The organism is Streptomyces sp. NPDC027962, assembly GCF_055566095.1.
Map to the genome: position 1 here is coordinate 57,615 of NZ_JBVHTA010000018.1, position 16,256 is coordinate 73,870.

Genomic DNA, 16,256 nt, shown 5'->3' on the forward strand with positions numbered 1-16,256 from the left:
CACCCCGGGCAGATTCGGTGGAGATTCGGCCGCCGCTACTTACTCGCCAGTCAGTGGACAACCCGACGGGCCCCCTGCGACAGCACGCTACGGTCGCTGACCTGTGTCTACTCCATTCGTCCACAGTTGACGAGGGCCCTCCCGCCCGGCGAAATCGTGGGGTACGGTCACGGCGCTGTGCGAAGCGCCACAAGGAGCAGCCATTGCGCGAGTTCACTGTCCCACCCATGGCCGCGGCGCCTCAGGTCGGCGGACTTGCGGACGCGGTCTTCGACCATGCCGCGGACGATCCCGACCGCGTGGCGCTGGGCCGCAAGGACGCCGAGGGCGTCTGGCAGGAGGTGACGTCGGCCCAGTTCCGCGACGAGGTACTGGCACTGGCCAAGGGCCTGCTCGCGCACGGCGTCCGGTTCGGCGACCGTGTCGCCCTGTTGTGCCGTACCCGCTACGAGTGGACGCTGTTCGACTTCGCGCTCTGGACGGTCGGGGCCCAGTCCGTACCGCTGTATCCCACCTCGTCGGCCGAGCAGGTCTTCTGGATGCTGCACGACGCGGAGGTCTCCGCGTGCATGGTGGAGCACGAGGACCACGCCATGACCATCGGTTCCGTCATCGACCGGCTGCCGCTGATGAAACGGCTGTGGCAGCTGGACGCCGGCGCGGTGGAGCAGCTGGTCCAGGCGGGCGCGCAGATCGACGACGAGGTGGTGCACCGGCACCGGCGGGCGGTGACCCCCGACTCGGTGGCCACGATCATCTACACGTCGGGCACCACGGGCCGCCCCAAGGGATGCGTCCTCACCCACTCCAACTTCATGTTCGAGACGGACACGATGCTCACCCGGTGGGAACCGGTGTTCACCTCCAAGCCGGGTGACGAGGCGTCGACGCTGCTCTTCCTGCCCCTGTCGCACGTCTTCGGCCGGATGGTCGAGGTGTCGGCGATCCGGGGGCGCGTCAAGATCGGTCACCAGCCGGTCCTCCAGGCGAGCGCGCTGCTGCCCGATCTCGCCTCGTTCCGGCCCACGTTCATCCTGGCTGTGCCGTACATCTTCGAGAAAGTCTTCAACGCCGCCCGCCGCAAGGCGGAGAGCGCCGGCAAGGTGGGCGCCTTCGACAAGGCCGTCGAGGTGGCCGTGAAGTACGCGGAGGCCCTGGAGCACCGGGCCTTCGGCCTCGGGCACGGCCCCTCCGCCGGTCTGCGTGTGCAGCACCAGCTCTTCGAGAAGCTGGTGTACGGCAAGGTCCGCGACGCGATGGGCGGCCGGGTGCGGCACGCGATGTCCGGCGGCTCCGCCATGGACCGTCGCCTCGGCCTCTTCTTCGAGGGCGCGGGCGTCACCATCTACGAGGGCTACGGTCTGACCGAGTCGAGCGCGGCGGCCACCGCCAACCCTCCCGAGCGCACCCGCTACGGCACGGTCGGCCTGCCGATCCCCGGGACCACCGTGCACATCGCGGAGGACGGCGAGGTGTGGCTGCACGGCGGGCACATCTTCCAGGGCTACCTGGGAGACCCGAAGGCAACGGACGCCGTGCTCCACGACGGCTGGCTGGCCACCGGGGACCTTGGCGCGCTCGACGAGGACGGCTATCTCACGATCACCGGGCGGAAGAAGGAGATCCTGGTGACCTCGGGCGGCAAGAGCGTCTCGCCCGTGGGCCTGGAGGAGCGGGTGCGGTCGCATCCGCTCCTCGCGCAGTGCATCGTCGTCGGCAACGACCGGCCGTACATCGCGGCACTCGTCACCCTCGACCAGGAAGCGGTGGACCACTGGCTGTCCATCCAGGGCAGGCCGGCGCTGCCGCCGGCGGACATGGTGCGCGACCCGGACCTGGAAATGGAGATCCGGCGTGCGGTGGTGTCCGCGAACACCCTGGTGTCCCAGGCGGAGTCGATCCGTACGTTCCGGATCCTGGCGCATCCGTTCAGCGAGGAGCACGGGTTGCTGACACCGTCGCTGAAGCTGAAGCGGAAGGCGATCGAGAACGCGTACGCGGCCGAAGTGGACGCCCTCTACCGGTGAGGGCCGACGGCGCCGCAAGACAGCACCGCAACGGCCGGTTTCGGTGACGGGAATGCGATCAGGGGGATGATCGTTGACGATGGGAGTACCCAACCGACGACGTAAGGATCGACCGCTCGTGAGCAAGGTCCCCTTCATCACCCTCAACAACGGCGTCGCGATGCCGCAGCTCGGCTTCGGCGTCTGGCAGGTGCCCGACGACGAGGCGGAGCAGACGGTGGGCGCGGCCCTGGAGGCCGGATACCGCAGCATCGACACCGCGGCCGTCTACGGGAACGAAGCGGGCACCGGCAAGGCCGTCAGCGGCTCCGGAATCGCCCGCGACGAGCTGTTCGTCACCACGAAGCTGTGGAATTCCGACCAGGGTCACGACAGCACGCTGCGCGCCTTCGACACGTCCCTCGCGAAGCTGGGCCTCGACTACGTCGATCTGTACCTGATCCACTGGCCGATGCCGGCGCGCGAGACCTTCGTGGAGACCTACAAGGCCCTGGAGAGGATCCTCGCGGACGGCCGCGCCAAGGCCATCGGCGTGTCGAACTTCCTTCCGGAGCACCTCGAGCGCCTCATGGACGAGACCGCGGTGGTCCCGGCGGTGAACCAGATCGAGCTGCATCCGCAGCTCCAGCAGTCCGCCGCACGCGACTTCCACGCGAAGCACGGCATCGCCACCGAGGCCTGGTCCCCGCTCGGCCAGGGCAAGGAACTGCTGCAGGCCCCGGCCGTCGTCGCGGTGGCCCGCAAGCACGACCGCACCCCGGCCCAGGTGGTACTGCGCTGGCACCTCCAGGTGAGCAACGTGGTGATCCCCAAGTCCTCCACGCCGTCGCGGATCCGGGAGAACATCGACGTGTTCGACTTCGAGCTGGACGCCGACGACCTGGCCGCCTTCGCGGCACTGGACGACGGCAAGCGTCTCGGCCCGCACCCGGGCGACATCAACTCCTGACCGGACGAGAGCCGGAGCCGGGTCGGGCCTCCGGACCGAAACGGCGCAGTCGCGGGCACGCGGCTGCGCCGTTTCCGTTCTCCACCGGTGGGGCGGACCGTTGTCGGCGCAGGTCGTTGTCAGTGGGGGCTGGGACGATGATCCCGGTCGTCAATCGGAGACCGGGCACGAGGGGGAACAGGGGAACAATGGACGGACCACTTGAGGCAGGGCTCTATCGGGTGCGGAACGTCAACAGCGGGCTGCTGCTGGAGGTGTACGGCGGCGGCAAAGGCAGCGGCGTCAACGTCCAGCAGGGCAAGGAGTCCGGCACCCCCGCCCAGCAGTGGCGTATCGACCCCGTGCCGAACGGGAACGGGCTGTACCACTTCATCAACGCGGCCAGCGGCAAACGGCTCGACGTGGCGAACGCCTCCACGGAGAACGGCGCCAACGTCCAGCAGTGGAAGGCGAACAACTTCGGCGCCCAGGAATGGATCGTCGAACGCCATCTCGACTCGCCGGGCACGGTGACCATCGTCAGCTTCATCAGCGGGCTGCTGCTCGAGGTGGCCGATGCCGCCACCGGCGACGGGGCGAACGTGCAGCAGTGGGAGGACACCGACTCCCCCGGCCAGTGGTGGCAGTTGGCGCCGGTGGTCCCTGACGGCCCGGACCACTGACGGCCGGCCCCGCTCGCCCGGCTCAGTCCCTTCGTGCCCGCCTCAGTCCCTGCGCGCCGTGAAGACGGTGCGGGCCGTCAGCAGGTACGCGTCGGAACGCCGCAGCAGCCCCTCGGCGTCCTCGGGGTCGAGCAGCCGGTCGAGGACGGCGATGTCGTCGTCCGGCAGCAGGCCCTCGACCAGCCTGCGCTGCCAGGCGAAGGTGGACACCAGCTGCTCGCGCACGGCCAGGGGGACCGGCGCCGGGACATCGAGCAGGAAGGAGCGGGTGCCGCTCGGGTCGAGCCCGGACGCGGCGAGCAGTGCCCGCCAGTCCTCGACCTCGTCCTTGGCTCCGGTCAGGTCGGCCCGCATCCTGGCGAACCAGTCCTCCATCGCCGCGCCGACCCTGCCCTCGAGGCCGGGCCTGCCGATCCCGATGTCGCGCGGGAGGTGGCGGGCCGGCAGTCCGCCCTCGACGACGGCGAGCAGCCCGCCGGGCCGCAGCAGCCGGGCAAGGGTGCCGAGTGCGGCACGCTGGTCGCCCAGGTGGTGCACGAAGCCGCCCGCCCAGATGAGGTCCGCCTCGCCCAACTCCGCCATGTCGTCCGGCAGATCGGCCGGGCGCGTACGGATACGGTCGCCCTGGCCGGCCCGGGCCGCGCGCGCGAGGGCACGATCCAGCAGCGGCTCGGTGCCGTCCACGGCAACGACCTCGGCGTACGGGAACGCCTCGGCGAGCAGCCCGGTGATCACGCCGGGTCCGCTGCCGATGTCGAGGATCCGCCGGACGCCTCCGGCGGGTACCAGCTCCCGCAGCCAGTCGGTCGCCTGCCGGTACAGGGGGCTCTGCACCTCCGCGCCGCGCTCCAGCAGCGGTCCGAGTTCGTCCCAGTCGATGTGGGTGGAGTCGTGGTGGTTGCTCATGGGCCCAGGGTGACCCGGCCGCCCTCCTACGGCAAGCGACGTTGCCGGTCCGGCAAAACACCACCTGTACGGTGCTCCTGCGGGCTGATGCCCCGTACCCGTTTGAAAGCCGCACTCAGCGCGAACGAGCCGCTGTAGCCGACCTTCCGCGCCACCGCCTCGACCGTCGCGTCGCTCTCACGCAGCAGGTCCGCGGCGAGCGCGAGCCGCCAGCCGGTGAGGTACATCATGGGCGGCTCGCCGACCAGTTCGGTGAAGCGCCGGGCAAGCGCTGCTCTCGACACACCGCACTCGGCTGCGAGCGAGGCGACGCTCCAGGGGCGGGCCGGGCCGTCCTGGATCAGCCGCAGCGCCTGCCCCACCACCGGATCGCCCATGGCCCGGTACCAGGCGGGCGCCTCGGCGTCGGGCCGGGAGAACCAGGTGCGCAGCACGGCGATCAGCAGCAGGTCGAGCACCCGGTCGAGCACCACACTCTGACCCGGGTCGTCACGGGCGATCTCCTCGTCGAGCACGGACGTGAGGGGGTGGTTCCACACCTGCGCCGACAGGTGAAGCAGCGGCGGCAGCGCGTCCAGCAGCCGACCGCTGACCTCGCCCTTCATCTGGTACGTCCCGATGAGCATGGAGGTCGAGCCGTCGGGCGCGTTGCCCCAGGTCCGCACGCCCAGTCTCATGGACTGGTTGAGCGGTTCGCCCTGGAGGGTGTGGCAGGTGCCGCCGGGACCGATCCGGGCGTGCGGATCGGCACCGCGCGCATGGGAGACCGTGTACGGCTCGGGGCCGCGCGCGACGGCCACGTCACCGGGCCGCAGCAGCACCGGCTCCCCCGACGCGGGGGCGATCCAGGCCTCGCCGTGGGTGACGCACATCAGGCAGAGCGGGGCCTCGTCGTCGATGTGCACGGACCACGGCGGCTCCATCACCATGCGCAGCAGAAAAGCCCCCCTGGCCCGCGGCCCGTCCAGAAGTCCGGCGAGAGCGTCCATGCCCACCAGCGTAGACGGACGCGTATGACGGCGCGGCTGCGCACCTGCGGGAGTCACACCTCCGCCTGCGGGAGTCACACCTCCGGGCGAGCCCGGCCGGTCACCGTGCGCCCGCCGACGGTCTGCCCTCCTTGCGGAAGGGCGTTACGGGCGGGCCGAAGGGCACCTCCGGCAGCTGTCCGCGAGGCGTCAGTTCGCCCCCGTGCCCGCCTGGTTCGCCCCGTGGCCCGGCGCAATCTCCTCCACTCGCTCGGCCAGCCGGAAGTCCCGTTCGGTGATCGCGTTCACGTCGTGGGACTGAACTGTCAGCGCGACCGAGTTGTAGCCGAGCGTCAGCTCCGAGTGGTGGTTCAGCTCCTCCTGGATCTGTGCGATGTGCACGACCATGGCGGTCGCAGCGAAGTGCGAGTCGAGACGGTAGGAGCGGGCGATCCTCGCGCCCTCGAGGGACCAGCCGGGGAGCTCACGCAGCCGGTCCTCGATCTCCTTCTGCGACAGGGGCTCTGTGGGCATGACCAGGATCCTTCCGAGGAGGGGGCGGCGGACGGGGACACCATAGATCGGATGCCCGGTAATTCGGATGCCTGCACCGGGCCACGCTGTGTACGTTCCACCGAGTGGAACCATTGACCGACAAACAGATCCGTACGTCTTTCGTGAACTGCACGAAGGGCGAGGCCGGCCGGATGCGGCTGCCTGCCGACTTCGCCGAACTTCCGTGGGACGACCTGGACTTTCTCGGTTGGGTCGATCCGGGCGCGCCGCTGAGGGCGCATCTTGTCCTGCCCCGGGAGGACGGGCCGGTCGGCATCACCCTGCGCATCCCGTCCACCGGGCGGACCAGCGTTCTCAAGTCCAGCATGTGCCAGGCGTGTCTCACCGCGCACGCGTCCTCGGGGGTGACCCTGTTCGCCGCGCCGCTGGCCGGCGCGGCGGGCCGGGAGGGGAACACGGTGGGCATCTACCTCTGCGCGGATCTGGCCTGCTCGCTGTACGTACGCGGCAAGAAGCAGCCGAAGCTGCGACACGGCCGCTACGAGGAGAGCCTCACGCTCGAGGAGCAGATCGCGCGGTCCACTGACAACTTGACGGCGTTCGCCGACAAGGTGCTGGGCCTGCGCTGACGCGCCTGCTGCTGAGGCCTGGGCCGGCGAGCCCGTCCGGTCCCGCGCCGGCGAGGCCGTCGGGTCCCCGCCCGTCGTTCGGTCAGGCCCGCGCCGCCAGGACCTGGTCGATGGTGTCCGCCTCTGCCGCGGACTTGTCGGGCCGGTGGCGGAGCACCCGGGCGAAGCGCAGGGCCACGCCCGCCGGATAGCGGGTGGAGCGCTGCAGCCCGTCGTAGGCGATCTCCACGACCAGTTCGGGGCGGACCCGCACCGTGAAACCGTCGTCGTCGACGGCGAGTTCGTGGAGTCGTCCGGTCTGCCAGCGCAGCATCTCGTCGGTGAGACCTTTGAAGGTCTTGCCGAGCATCACGAACCCGCCGTTCTCCGCGCGGGCGCCCAGGTGGAGGTTGGACAGCAGTCCGGTGCGCCGGCCGTGGCCCCGTTCGGCGGCCAGGACCACCAGGTCCAGGGTGTGGACGGGCTTGACCTTGAGCCACGAGCGACCGCGGCGCCCTGCGCTGTACGGCGCGTCCAGGGCCTTGACCAGGACTCCCTCGTGGCCGCGCTCCAGTGTCGCAGCCAAGAACTCCTCTGCCGCGACGACCTGATCGGGGGCTGCCGGGTCGTCGACGACAACGCGCCCGACCCGGGTCGGTTCGGGAACGAGCCGGGCGAGAACCTCGTGTCGCTCACTGCCCGGCTGGTCGAGCACCGACTCGCCGTCGGCGGCCAGGACGTCGAAGTAGACCGGGTACAACGGCAGCGCGGTGCGGGCCGCCTCGACGTCGAGGCGGGACCCCACGCGTGACGCGATGTCCTGGAAGGGGACGGGCCGCCCGTCGGCGGCCAGGGCGATGACCTCGCCGTCGAGGATGAACCCGTCGCCGGTCATCTCGAGGGCCTGGTGGGCCACTTCGGGGAGCCGGTCGGTGATGTCGTCGAGGGACCTGGTGTAGATCCGGACCTCGCTCCCGGCGCGGTGCACCTGGACGCGGATGCCGTCGAGTTTCTCCTCGACCACGCAGGCGGCCCCCAGTGTCCGGACCGCTTCGGTGACGGATCCGGCGGTGTGCGCGAGCATCGGCTGCACGGGGCTGCCGACGCGCAGCCGGAACTGTTCCAGTGCCGCCGGCCCCTCCGCGAGCAGCGCACGGGCCACCCGGGGCAGCGAGCCCTCCAGCATCACAGCTCGGCGCACATCCGCCGCGGGCGCACCCGCGGCCCGGGCGACGGCCTCGAGCGCGACGGCGTCCAGTGCGCCCTGACGCACCTCGCCGGTGAGGAGACGCACCAGGAACTGCTGCTCGTCCGCGGTGGCCGCGGACATCAGCCGCTGCACCCGGTTGCGGCGTTCCGCCTGGGCTCCGGTGCCGGAGACTCCGGCGAGGGCGGTGAACGCGGCGTCGGCCTCTCCGACGGTGAGGGCCGGGACGGCGGCCGGCGGGACCGGCTCTTTCAGGACGCTCCAGCCGATGCCGATACGGCCCTGGGGCAGCTGCCCGGCGAGGTAGGAGATGACGAGGGCGACGTCCGCCGGCCAGGCCTCCGCGAACAGGTCCGCCAGCGCGGCGATCTTGCGCGAACGGGCCGACGTGGCGGCGACCTCGCGGGAGACTTCGGCGACGCGGGCGAGCAGCATGCGGCCATCGTGCCCCGGCCCGGCGGTGCACGCACCCCGGCACGGCGCCCGTCGAAACGGCCCCGTACGGCGCACGGGAACCGCCCGGGCGCAACACCGTCAAAAGCGTCAGCCCTGGCCGGGTACAGCCTCCCCACGGTTCGTCCAACTCCCCTAGCCTTCCGTCGACTTGGCTCTGCCGGAACCTGATCCGCCAGGCGGGGCCCACCCCTCGACGCAAAGGCAGGGTCCCCCATGGGCACGTTCTCGCGCGCCGCAGCGCCGCGGGCCCGCGGCCCTCGTCGTGATGACCGCCGCGCACAGCGTCGCCCCGTCGATCGACGGCACGAATCCGACCGAGCAGCAGGCCCGTGACCGCCTTTCTCTGCTGGCGGGGCAGCACGCGAGCGTGGTGTCGGCCGACTGGTATCCGCTGCCGTCGGTGCTGGGATCGGTGGTCGCAAGGGGCGGAACGCAACCGGGCAGGTGACCTGTGTCCGGAAATCACGCCGCAGCCGGTAACTGGGGGTAACGCGCATCACAGCGGGCCCTCGGGGTTTCCCGGATCAGCCCCGAGTGGTTTATCGTTCATCTATGCGTGGGTGCGGACAGGACAGCGCCCCCGGGCCTCGCCTTTTGCCCGTAGAGACGATCGCTCACGGAAGCCCTGCGGAGCGTTTCGCCGAGAGGCGACCGCCATGCGCGCCCACACCCAGTGACCGCCCCGGCCGGAAACCCCCGTCCGGCCGGGGCCCCTTTTCTCCCCGCCTCTGCGCCGGTCCTTCTCCCGGTTCCCACACCGGCGACCGCCCTGCGGCGGCGCGGAACGGGCCCACTGCCGGGATACCCGTCCGTAACCAGGGGTCGGCACCATTTGCGGGGATATGTGATGCCGCAAAACTCTAGCCATCCTGACCGAATCGTTTCAGGCTGGGTGATGCAGGTCACACACGCCACTGGTGTCGCTCGCGCAAGTGTGAGCCCTGCCCGTGACGCCGTACGTGCACGAGGAGCGGAACAGCAGCAGAGGAGTGAGCGATGTCGTCGACCATCGAGCAATCCGTCCGGGCCCGCCTCATCAGCGATGCGCCCCACTCCCTGGCCGTGCCGGTGATCCTGCGCTACAGCGACAGCGACCCGTTCGCCGTCCGTATGGTCTTCCCGCCGGAGGCCTGCCTGAACGACACCAGCGTCACCTGGACCTTCGCCCGCAGTCTGCTCGACGCGGGCCTGCGTGCCCCATCCGGCGACGGTGACGTGCACATCTGGCCCTGCGGGCGGGTGCAGACCATGGTGGAGCTGCGCTCCCCGGAAGGGGTCGCGCTGCTCCAACTGGACACCGCGAGCCTGCGCCGCTTCCTCGTGCGCTCGTACACGACCGTGCCGGCCGGCAACGAGACGGGTGCCATGGACCTCGAACGGGCCCTTGCCGCACTCCTGGGCAACGCACGGGGTCTGAGAGAGTAAGGCAGCTGCGCGCCGCACTACGGTCCGGCTATGACAACTGCCCTGTCCGGCACGGGAGTAGGGCCGCTGCTGCGCGGCTGGCGCGAGCGGCTGCGGATCAGCCGGCTCGAACTCGCCCTGCGCGCCGGGTCCTCCGCCCGCCACATCAGCTTCGTCGAGACGGGCCGCTCCCGCCCCAGCGAGGAGATGGTCCCTGCGCCTCGCGGAGCACCTCGACGTCCCTGTACGGGAGCGCAACTCCCTCCTGCCGGCCGCCGGTTACGCACCCCGCTACACCGAGACGCTGCTGGGCGACCCGGCGATGGAGGCGCCGCGTGAGGGCATGGGACGGCTCCTTCAGGGCTACGAGCCGTACCCCGCGCTCCTCGTCGACGGCACCTACCACGCGCTCGCCGCAAACCGGGGCATCGCACCCAGGGCCTTGAACACCTTCGCCAGCTGCACGGCCCGGTCCTCGTCCAGCGGCGCTGCCGCCGGCTGCCCGCAGCAGGCGCCGTCGGCGGCCTGCTCGAGCACCACCAGCTCTTGTTTCGAAACGCCTTTACATTGACGCCCTTCGATCCAGGGCGCAAGCTTGCATCGAGGAACACCAATACAACCTGCCTGCTGCTACCTGAGGCAGGGCCTTCAACCACCGGGAGGCATCGTCATGAGCGAGCAGTCCACCGACCTGCGCGAGACCGTCCGCCGCCGCTATGCCGCAGCAGCCGTCCAGGTCACCGAGGGTGGCACCGCCTGCTGCGGGCCCCAGGCCGTCGAGCCCGACGACAACTTCGGCGGCGCCCTCTACGCTGCCGGTGCGCGCGAGGCGCTGCCGGCCGAGGCCGTCGCCGCCTCCCTCGGCTGCGGGAACCCCACCGCGGTCGCCGAGCTGAACGAGGGCGAGCGTGTTCTCGACCTGGGATCCGGCGGAGGCATCGACGTCCTTCTCTCCGCCCGGCGCGTCGGTCCCACCGGCAGGGCATACGGCCTCGACATGACCGAGGAGATGCTGGCCCTGGCCCTGGCCAACGCCGCGAAGACCGGCGCCACCAACGTCGAGTTCCTCAAGGGCATCATCGAGGCCATCCCCCTGCCCGCGAACAGCATCGACGTCGTGATCTCGAACTGCGTGATCAACCTGTCCACCGACAAGCCGGCCGTCTTCACCGAGACCTTCCGCGTCCTGAAGCCCGGAGGCCGCATCGGCGTCTCCGACGTCGTCGCCGACGACACGCTCACCGCCGAGCAGCGGGCCGAGCGCGGGGACTACGTCGGCTGCATCGCCGGCGCCCTGTCCTTCGCCGAATACCGCGACGGCCTCGAAGCCGCAGGCTTCACCGACATCGAGATCACCCCCACCCACCCGGTCGCCGACGGCATGCACTCCGCCATCGTCCGGGCGGTCAAGCCCATCACGGCGGCCGCCGCCCCCGCCGCGGACGCCTGCTGCGGGGTCACCGCCTGCTGCACCCCGGCCGAGGAAGTGACCGGCCCGGCCACCACCGGTCAGCGGGCCAAGGCCACCGCCGGCTGCTCTTGCGGGCGCTGAACCCCCGCCGAAGCAACCAATGATCAAGGTCCGGCGTCACCCAAGGAGGACCGGACCTTGAGCAGCAACACGGGGGATCACGCGGGAGCAGGCAGCGGCACAAGCCGAAGACCAGGCGAAGACACAGGGTCAGGAGCAGCCAAGTACGTCGAGGTGGCCCACGGCGGCGACGGCGAGCGCCGCGTTGGATTCCCAGATGGTGATCCAGTACGGCCAGGCGGCAAGGAAGCCGTCACATCTTTTTGTCCGGCGTCGCGCCGCGATCAACCGGTTCTTCTACTTCCGTTTCGCTCTCGGGCCGGAAACCTGCGGCCGGACCGATCGGGACCTGCGGCCCGTCACCCTCCTTCAGCCAGCGCCTCAGCACCTGGTGCACCTGCTCCGCGCCGATCAGCTCGGCACCGGGCCGGGTCGGCGGCGACAACGCGAACGGCGACAGCAGGAAGGCCTGCGACTGCTCGCCGCCGAGCCCCCCGTGCGACCCGATCTGCTCCTCGAAAGCATGCACCACACCGGTTCTCGGGTCGTGCATCGAGTTGACCATGATGTCGGCGGTGTGCGGGAACGAGTCGGTACGGCGCACGGCGTCGGCCGCGCCAAGACCGAAGCCGGCCAGCGGACCGTCGTCGTCCTTCAGCGCGTCCACGCCCACCTCGACGCCGTCGGCGCCGAGCACCACCGAGCCGTGCTCCTCACTGCGCACCAGCAGGAACCCGATGCCGGGATGATTGGCGAGAGTCGTCAGCAGCGCGGGGTGACGGCGGCCGATCTCCTCGCGGCTCATGCGGTACGGCACGTCGGGGAACGAGATCAGGGCGAGATTCCCCGAGGCCAGCACGATCGGGTCGGACCCCGACGCCGGACGTTCCTCCTCGCCGGACGGGGACGGCTGCCGGTGCAGCGCGGTCCGCAACGCGTCACGCGCCGCGTCGCGGGCCTCGGCCCCGCTCTTGGAACGCTCGGCCCGCCGCGACACCGGCAGCCCGCACCCCGCGCGCACCAGGTCCTTCAGGGTCAACCCGTACGCCCCCTCGAACGTTTCGCCGGGGCTCTGGCCGTGATCGGACAGCAGCACGATCCGGTACGTGCGGGGCGCATGCTCGGCGACCTTGGCGAGAAGCGCGATGGAGCGGTCCAGCCGCTCGAGCACCGCCTGCGCGTCCGCGCTGCGCGGCCCGGAGTGGTGCGCCACCTCGTCGTAGGCGACCAGGTCGGCGTAGATGGCTCTGCGCCCGGCGAGCATGTCCCCGATCACCGCGGCGACGACCACATCGCGTTCGACGACGGTCGCGAACGCCCGGATGAACGGGTAGAGCCCGCCACGGCCGACGCGCGGTGTGTCGCCGCGCAGCCTGGCACGGGTCGACTGCCCGATCTCGCGCCCCACTTCGGCGACGAAGGACACCGCGGTGCGCACCGCGTTCGCGGGATCGGAGAAGTACGCGAAGTAGCCCGCCCGTGAGCGGTTGGCTCTGCCGCGCCTCGCCGCCATCGACAGAACCAGCGCCAGCTGGTGCGCGCCGCCGCTGAACAGGTTGCCCCGGCTCGCGCCGTCCAGCGTCAGCAGCCCGCCGTCGCCGGTGTGCTCGATGGCCCGCCGCTGCAGTTCCACCGCGCTCGCCGGCCGGTTGCTCACCATGATCCGGCGGCTGTCCTTCTCGTACCAGCGGAAGGCCGGCACGTCGTGGTTGGAGCCGTGCAGAATGCCGAGCTGGCTGGCGCCGGTCTGGCTCGACCAGTCGGTGCGCCAGGCGGTCAGCCGGTGTGTGGCGCCGGCCCAGCCGGCGACGGTCGGCATCACACCGCTTTCCGCGGCACTGCGCAGCACCTCGTGGCCGACGCCGTCGAGTTGCAGGAAGAGCGTGCCGGGCGGGCCCGACCTGCCCTCCCCGGATGCCCTGCCGCGGCCGCGCCGGTGGGCGAGCCGGGAGAGCCGGCGCCGGTAGGCGTTGTCGTCGCGGACGGCGAGGGCGGTCGACGTCGCGGACGCGACCGCGGACATCACGGCCGCGACGACCACCGCGGTCTCCGGGTTGGCGGCGCCGCGGTCGTCGGGGATCAGCCACAGGGCGATCAGCAGCAGCGAGCCGTTGAGGAAGAACACCAGCAGGCCGAGCACCAGGGCCGGCACGAGCAACAGGGCGCGTACGACGACGGGCCACACCAGGCCGGTGAGGAGACCGAACGCGCCCGCCCCCCACGCGGCCGTGATCGCGGTCCGCGTGATGCTGTCGCCGTCGCCGGACTGGAGCCGGAAGTCGGGCAGCAGCCCCGCGAGCGCGAGCATCGTCAGGGTCGACACCGCCCACACCACGACCACACGCACCAGGGCACTGCCGACCGTACGCCACCGACCTTCGACCACGCCGTTCACCTCCCCCCCCTGGAGCAGGCCTCCAGCGTGGCACAGAGCGGGACTCCGTCCGGCCGTGCGGTCCCGGGGCCCGTCCTGGTCCCGGTCCTCGTCCCGCCGGAGCGGCTCCGGGACCGCCACTACCCTCGTACCGTAGGGGGATCCGCAACGAGGAGGCATCGCGTGCCGGTGGAGGTCACCTGGTGGGGTCATGCCACCTGCACGATCGAGGACTCCGGGGCCCGGGTGCTGACCGACCCGCTGTTCGTGCGGCGGCTGGCGCATCTGCGCCGGCGCCGTGGTGCGCTGCCGCCCGCGCAGGCGGCCGTCGCCGACGCGGTCCTCGTCTCCCATCTGCACTCCGACCACCTCCATCTCGCGTCGCTCGCCCGGCTCGCACCCGGCACGCGGCTGATCGTGCCGCACGGCGCCGCACGGTCGGTGCCGGGGCTGGGGCGGCTCGCCGGCTCGGCGGGGCTGCCGGTCACCGAGGTCGTTCCCGGCGACGAGGTGCGGGTGGGCGAGCTGCTCGTACGAGCCGTGCCCGCGCGGCACGACGGGCGGCGGCTGCCGTTCGGACCGCACCGTTCCCCGGCGCTCGGCTTCGTGGTGAGCGGCGCGTCGCACACGTATTTCGCGGGGGACACCGGGCTGTTCGACTCGATGGCCGACGAAGTCGGCCCGGTCGACGTGGCGCTGCTGCCGGTCGGCGGCTGGGGCCCCTACCTGGGCCACGGCCACCTGGACGCGGGCCGCGCGGCGCAGGCGCTTACGGCGCTCTCGCCGCGGGCGGCGGTTCCCGTGCACTACGGCACGTACTGGCCGATCGGGATGGACGGCATCCGGCCGCACGAATTCTACGCGCCCGGCGACGAGTTCGTGCGCAAGGCGGCACAGCTGGCACCGAAGGTGACGGTGCACCGGCTCGGGCACGGCGAGCGGGTCAGACCGGAGGAGACGCGGTGACCGCGGAACTCCCCTACGTTCTCAGCCAGTTGTCGGAGGTCGCGCGCCAACTGCCGCCGGAGTCGACCCAGCAGGCCGTCGGCTATCCGTCACTGTTCCTTCTGGTGGCGCTCGGGGCGCTGGTGCCGGTGGTACCGACGGGCGCGGTCGTCAGCTCCGCGGCCGTGGTGGCCTTCCACCAGAGCGCTCCGCTCGCCCTGCTGTTCGTCTTTCTGGTGGCCTCGACGGCCGCGTTCCTCGGCGATGTGGCGCTCTACTGGCTGGGGCGGCGCGGCGTCAACTCCAAGAACGGTTCGCGCTGGCTCGCCGCCCTGCGCGGCCGCGCCGCGCCCGACCGGCTCGCTCAGGCACAGCAGAAGCTGGACGAGCACGGTGTGACGGTGCTGGTGCTCTCCCGGCTCATGCCCGCCGGACGCATCCCGGTCATGCTGGCGTGCCTGCTGGCGAAGATGCCCTTGCACCGGTTCGTCCGCGGCGACGCCCCGGCCTGCCTGGCATGGGCGGCGGCCTACGGGCTGATCGGCATCCTGGGCGGCTCGCTCTTCGCGGAGCCGTGGCAGGGCGTCGTCGCGGCGGTCGTGCTCGCGGTGGCCGTCAGCGGGGCACCGGCGCTGTGGCGCAGACTGCGCGGCGCGGGCGGTTCAGACAGCCAGCACGCGTGAACCGCCGACCGGCAGGTCCCACAGCTCGTGGCGGGGGCGGCCGGTCCGCTCCCATGCCGCCCGCAGCCGCACCAGCGGCTCCAGCACCGGCTCCGCCGAGAGCACGAACGTCGCCCAGTGCATGGGCGCCATGTTCCTCGCTCCCAGGTCGGTGAAGGCGCGTACGGCCTCCTCGGGATCGGTGTGCACGTCCTTGAGCCACCAGCGCGGCGCGTAGGCGCCGATGGGGAGCAGTGCCAGGTCGAGGCCGGGGTGGCGGCGGCCGATCTCCTCGAACCAGTGGCCGTATCCGGTGTCTCCCGCGAAGTACACAGCCTGGCCGTCGGCGTCGGTGAGGACCCAGCCGCCCCACAGCGTGCGGCAGGTGTCGAGCAGGGTGCGCTTCGACCAGTGGTGCGCCGGGACGAAGTCGAACCGTACGCCGCCGAGTTCCGCGCCCTCCCACCAGTCCAGCTCCGTCACATGCGTGAATCGCCGGCGCCTGAACCAGCGGCCCAGCCCCGCGGGGACGAACAGCGACGTGTCGCGGGGCAGACGCTTGAGGGTGGGGGCATCGAGATGGTCGAAGTGGTTGTGGCTGACGACCACCGCGTCGACGGGAGGCAGATCCTCCCACCGGACGCCCACCGGAGTGATCCGGACGGGTGTGCCGAGAATGCGGCGCGACCAGACGGGGTCGGTCAGCACGGTGAGTCCGCCGATGCGCAGGACCCAGCTCGCGTGACCGGCCCAGGTGACGGCGACCGTCGTCGTGTCCACTGCGGGCAGCGGTCCCGGCTCGAACGGCAGTGCCGGGATGTCCGTCAGCCCGTCGGGACCGGGACGGACGGCGCCCTCCCTGGCGAACCTGGCCATGGCGCGCACGCCGGGCAGCGGGGCCGTCAACCGGTCGGCGAACGCTCTCGGCCAGGTGCGGTGCTCGTAGAGCGGGCGGGGGCGCGAGCGGTGCTGCGGCGGGTGCGCTGCCGGTGAGGTCTGCTCCGCCCGTCGTTCGGTCTGTTCCGCCATCCGGGTCTCCGA

The 16,256-nt window shown here is 71.5% G+C and carries 15 protein-coding genes and 2 pseudogenes; 10 read left to right on the forward strand and 7 right to left on the reverse strand.

Annotated elements, in window-relative coordinates:
• The first annotated feature begins 227 nt into the window (after positions 1-227).
• The 3 genes from ACZ4SA_RS18660 (at position 228) to ACZ4SA_RS18670 (ending at position 3,638) form a co-directional block, all read left to right on the forward strand.
• Positions 228-2,027 (forward strand): AMP-dependent synthetase/ligase, encoded by a 1,800-nt coding sequence (locus tag ACZ4SA_RS18660; protein ID WP_468275592.1) that lies wholly within the window; start codon positions 228-230, stop codon positions 2,025-2,027.
• Positions 2,028-2,145: 118 nt separating this feature from the next.
• The gene (locus ACZ4SA_RS18665) at positions 2,146-2,976 is read left to right on the forward strand and encodes an aldo/keto reductase (protein WP_468275594.1); all 831 of its coding nucleotides are present in this window, start codon (positions 2,146-2,148) and stop codon (positions 2,974-2,976) included.
• A gap of 188 nt (positions 2,977-3,164) precedes the next feature.
• Positions 3,165-3,638, forward strand: a complete 474-nt coding sequence (locus tag ACZ4SA_RS18670; RefSeq protein ID WP_468275597.1) for an RICIN domain-containing protein — start codon at positions 3,165-3,167, stop codon at positions 3,636-3,638.
• Positions 3,639-3,680: 42 nt separating this feature from the next.
• On the opposite strand, the gene ACZ4SA_RS18675 is transcribed toward ACZ4SA_RS18670, so the two are convergent.
• From ACZ4SA_RS18675 to ACZ4SA_RS18685, 3 genes are all read right to left on the reverse strand, one after another.
• Positions 3,681-4,544, reverse strand: a complete 864-nt coding sequence (locus ACZ4SA_RS18675; RefSeq protein WP_468275599.1) for a class I SAM-dependent methyltransferase — start codon at positions 4,542-4,544, stop codon at positions 3,681-3,683.
• A 26-nt stretch (positions 4,545-4,570) separates the two neighbouring features.
• Positions 4,571-5,533, reverse strand: a complete 963-nt coding sequence (locus ACZ4SA_RS18680) for an AraC family transcriptional regulator (protein ID WP_468275601.1) — start codon at positions 5,531-5,533, stop codon at positions 4,571-4,573.
• 189 nt (positions 5,534-5,722) lie between these two features.
• Positions 5,723-6,046, reverse strand: a complete 324-nt coding sequence (locus ACZ4SA_RS18685) for a 4a-hydroxytetrahydrobiopterin dehydratase (RefSeq protein ID WP_468275603.1) — start codon at positions 6,044-6,046, stop codon at positions 5,723-5,725.
• Between the two features lie 104 nt (positions 6,047-6,150).
• Between ACZ4SA_RS18685 and ACZ4SA_RS18690 the strand changes: the two genes are divergently transcribed.
• Entirely contained in the window at positions 6,151-6,657 is a 507-nt protein-coding gene (locus tag ACZ4SA_RS18690; RefSeq protein WP_468275605.1) for an FBP domain-containing protein, read from the forward strand.
• Between the two features lie 82 nt (positions 6,658-6,739).
• Here the strand turns inward: ACZ4SA_RS18690 and ACZ4SA_RS18695 are convergent, their stop codons facing one another.
• Positions 6,740-8,278, reverse strand: a complete 1,539-nt coding sequence (locus ACZ4SA_RS18695) for an ATP-dependent DNA ligase (protein WP_468275608.1) — start codon at positions 8,276-8,278, stop codon at positions 6,740-6,742.
• Between the two features lie 277 nt (positions 8,279-8,555).
• Between ACZ4SA_RS18695 and ACZ4SA_RS18700 the strand changes: the two are divergent.
• The 3 genes and pseudogenes from ACZ4SA_RS18700 to ACZ4SA_RS18710 all read left to right on the forward strand — a co-directional run.
• Positions 8,556-8,747, forward strand: a pseudogene (locus ACZ4SA_RS18700) (hypothetical protein); the annotation flags it as partial.
• Between the two features lie 548 nt (positions 8,748-9,295).
• Positions 9,296-9,724, forward strand: coding sequence for an SsgA family sporulation/cell division regulator (locus tag ACZ4SA_RS18705; RefSeq protein ID WP_468275611.1), 429 nt, complete (start codon positions 9,296-9,298; stop codon positions 9,722-9,724).
• Between the two features lie 30 nt (positions 9,725-9,754).
• Positions 9,755-10,133 (forward strand): annotated as a pseudogene (locus ACZ4SA_RS18710) (helix-turn-helix domain-containing protein); the annotation flags it as partial.
• Here ACZ4SA_RS18710 and ACZ4SA_RS18715 read toward each other — a convergent pair.
• Positions 10,103-10,243: a hypothetical protein gene (locus ACZ4SA_RS18715; protein ID WP_468275786.1), complete on the reverse strand. Its 141-nt coding sequence runs from the start codon at positions 10,241-10,243 to the stop codon at positions 10,103-10,105. The pseudogene ACZ4SA_RS18710 and the gene ACZ4SA_RS18715 sit on opposite strands and share 31 nt — an antisense overlap.
• 130 nt (positions 10,244-10,373) lie before the next feature.
• Between ACZ4SA_RS18715 and arsM the strand changes: the two genes are divergently transcribed.
• Complete coding sequence (gene arsM / locus ACZ4SA_RS18720) at positions 10,374-11,255, forward strand: arsenite methyltransferase (protein WP_468275613.1); 882 nt, start codon at positions 10,374-10,376, stop codon at positions 11,253-11,255.
• Between the two features lie 232 nt (positions 11,256-11,487).
• On the opposite strand, the gene ACZ4SA_RS18725 is transcribed toward arsM, so the two are convergent.
• Positions 11,488-13,620 (reverse strand): phage holin family protein, encoded by a 2,133-nt coding sequence (locus ACZ4SA_RS18725; protein ID WP_468275615.1) that lies wholly within the window; start codon positions 13,618-13,620, stop codon positions 11,488-11,490.
• A gap of 171 nt (positions 13,621-13,791) precedes the next feature.
• Between ACZ4SA_RS18725 and ACZ4SA_RS18730 the strand changes: the two genes are divergently transcribed.
• Both ACZ4SA_RS18730 and ACZ4SA_RS18735 read left to right on the forward strand, forming a co-directional pair.
• The gene (locus ACZ4SA_RS18730; RefSeq protein ID WP_468275617.1) at positions 13,792-14,574 is read left to right on the forward strand and encodes an MBL fold metallo-hydrolase; all 783 of its coding nucleotides are present in this window, start codon (positions 13,792-13,794) and stop codon (positions 14,572-14,574) included.
• Positions 14,571-15,236, forward strand: coding sequence for a DedA family protein (locus tag ACZ4SA_RS18735; protein ID WP_468275619.1), 666 nt, complete (start codon positions 14,571-14,573; stop codon positions 15,234-15,236). The genes ACZ4SA_RS18730 and ACZ4SA_RS18735 overlap by 4 nt, the downstream gene beginning before the upstream one ends.
• Here the strand turns inward: ACZ4SA_RS18735 and ACZ4SA_RS18740 are convergent.
• On the reverse strand, positions 15,216-16,244 hold the full coding sequence (locus ACZ4SA_RS18740) for an MBL fold metallo-hydrolase (protein WP_468275621.1): 1,029 nt from the start codon (positions 16,242-16,244) through the stop codon (positions 15,216-15,218). The genes ACZ4SA_RS18735 and ACZ4SA_RS18740 overlap by 21 nt on opposite strands.
• Positions 16,245-16,256: the final 12 nt, after the last annotated feature.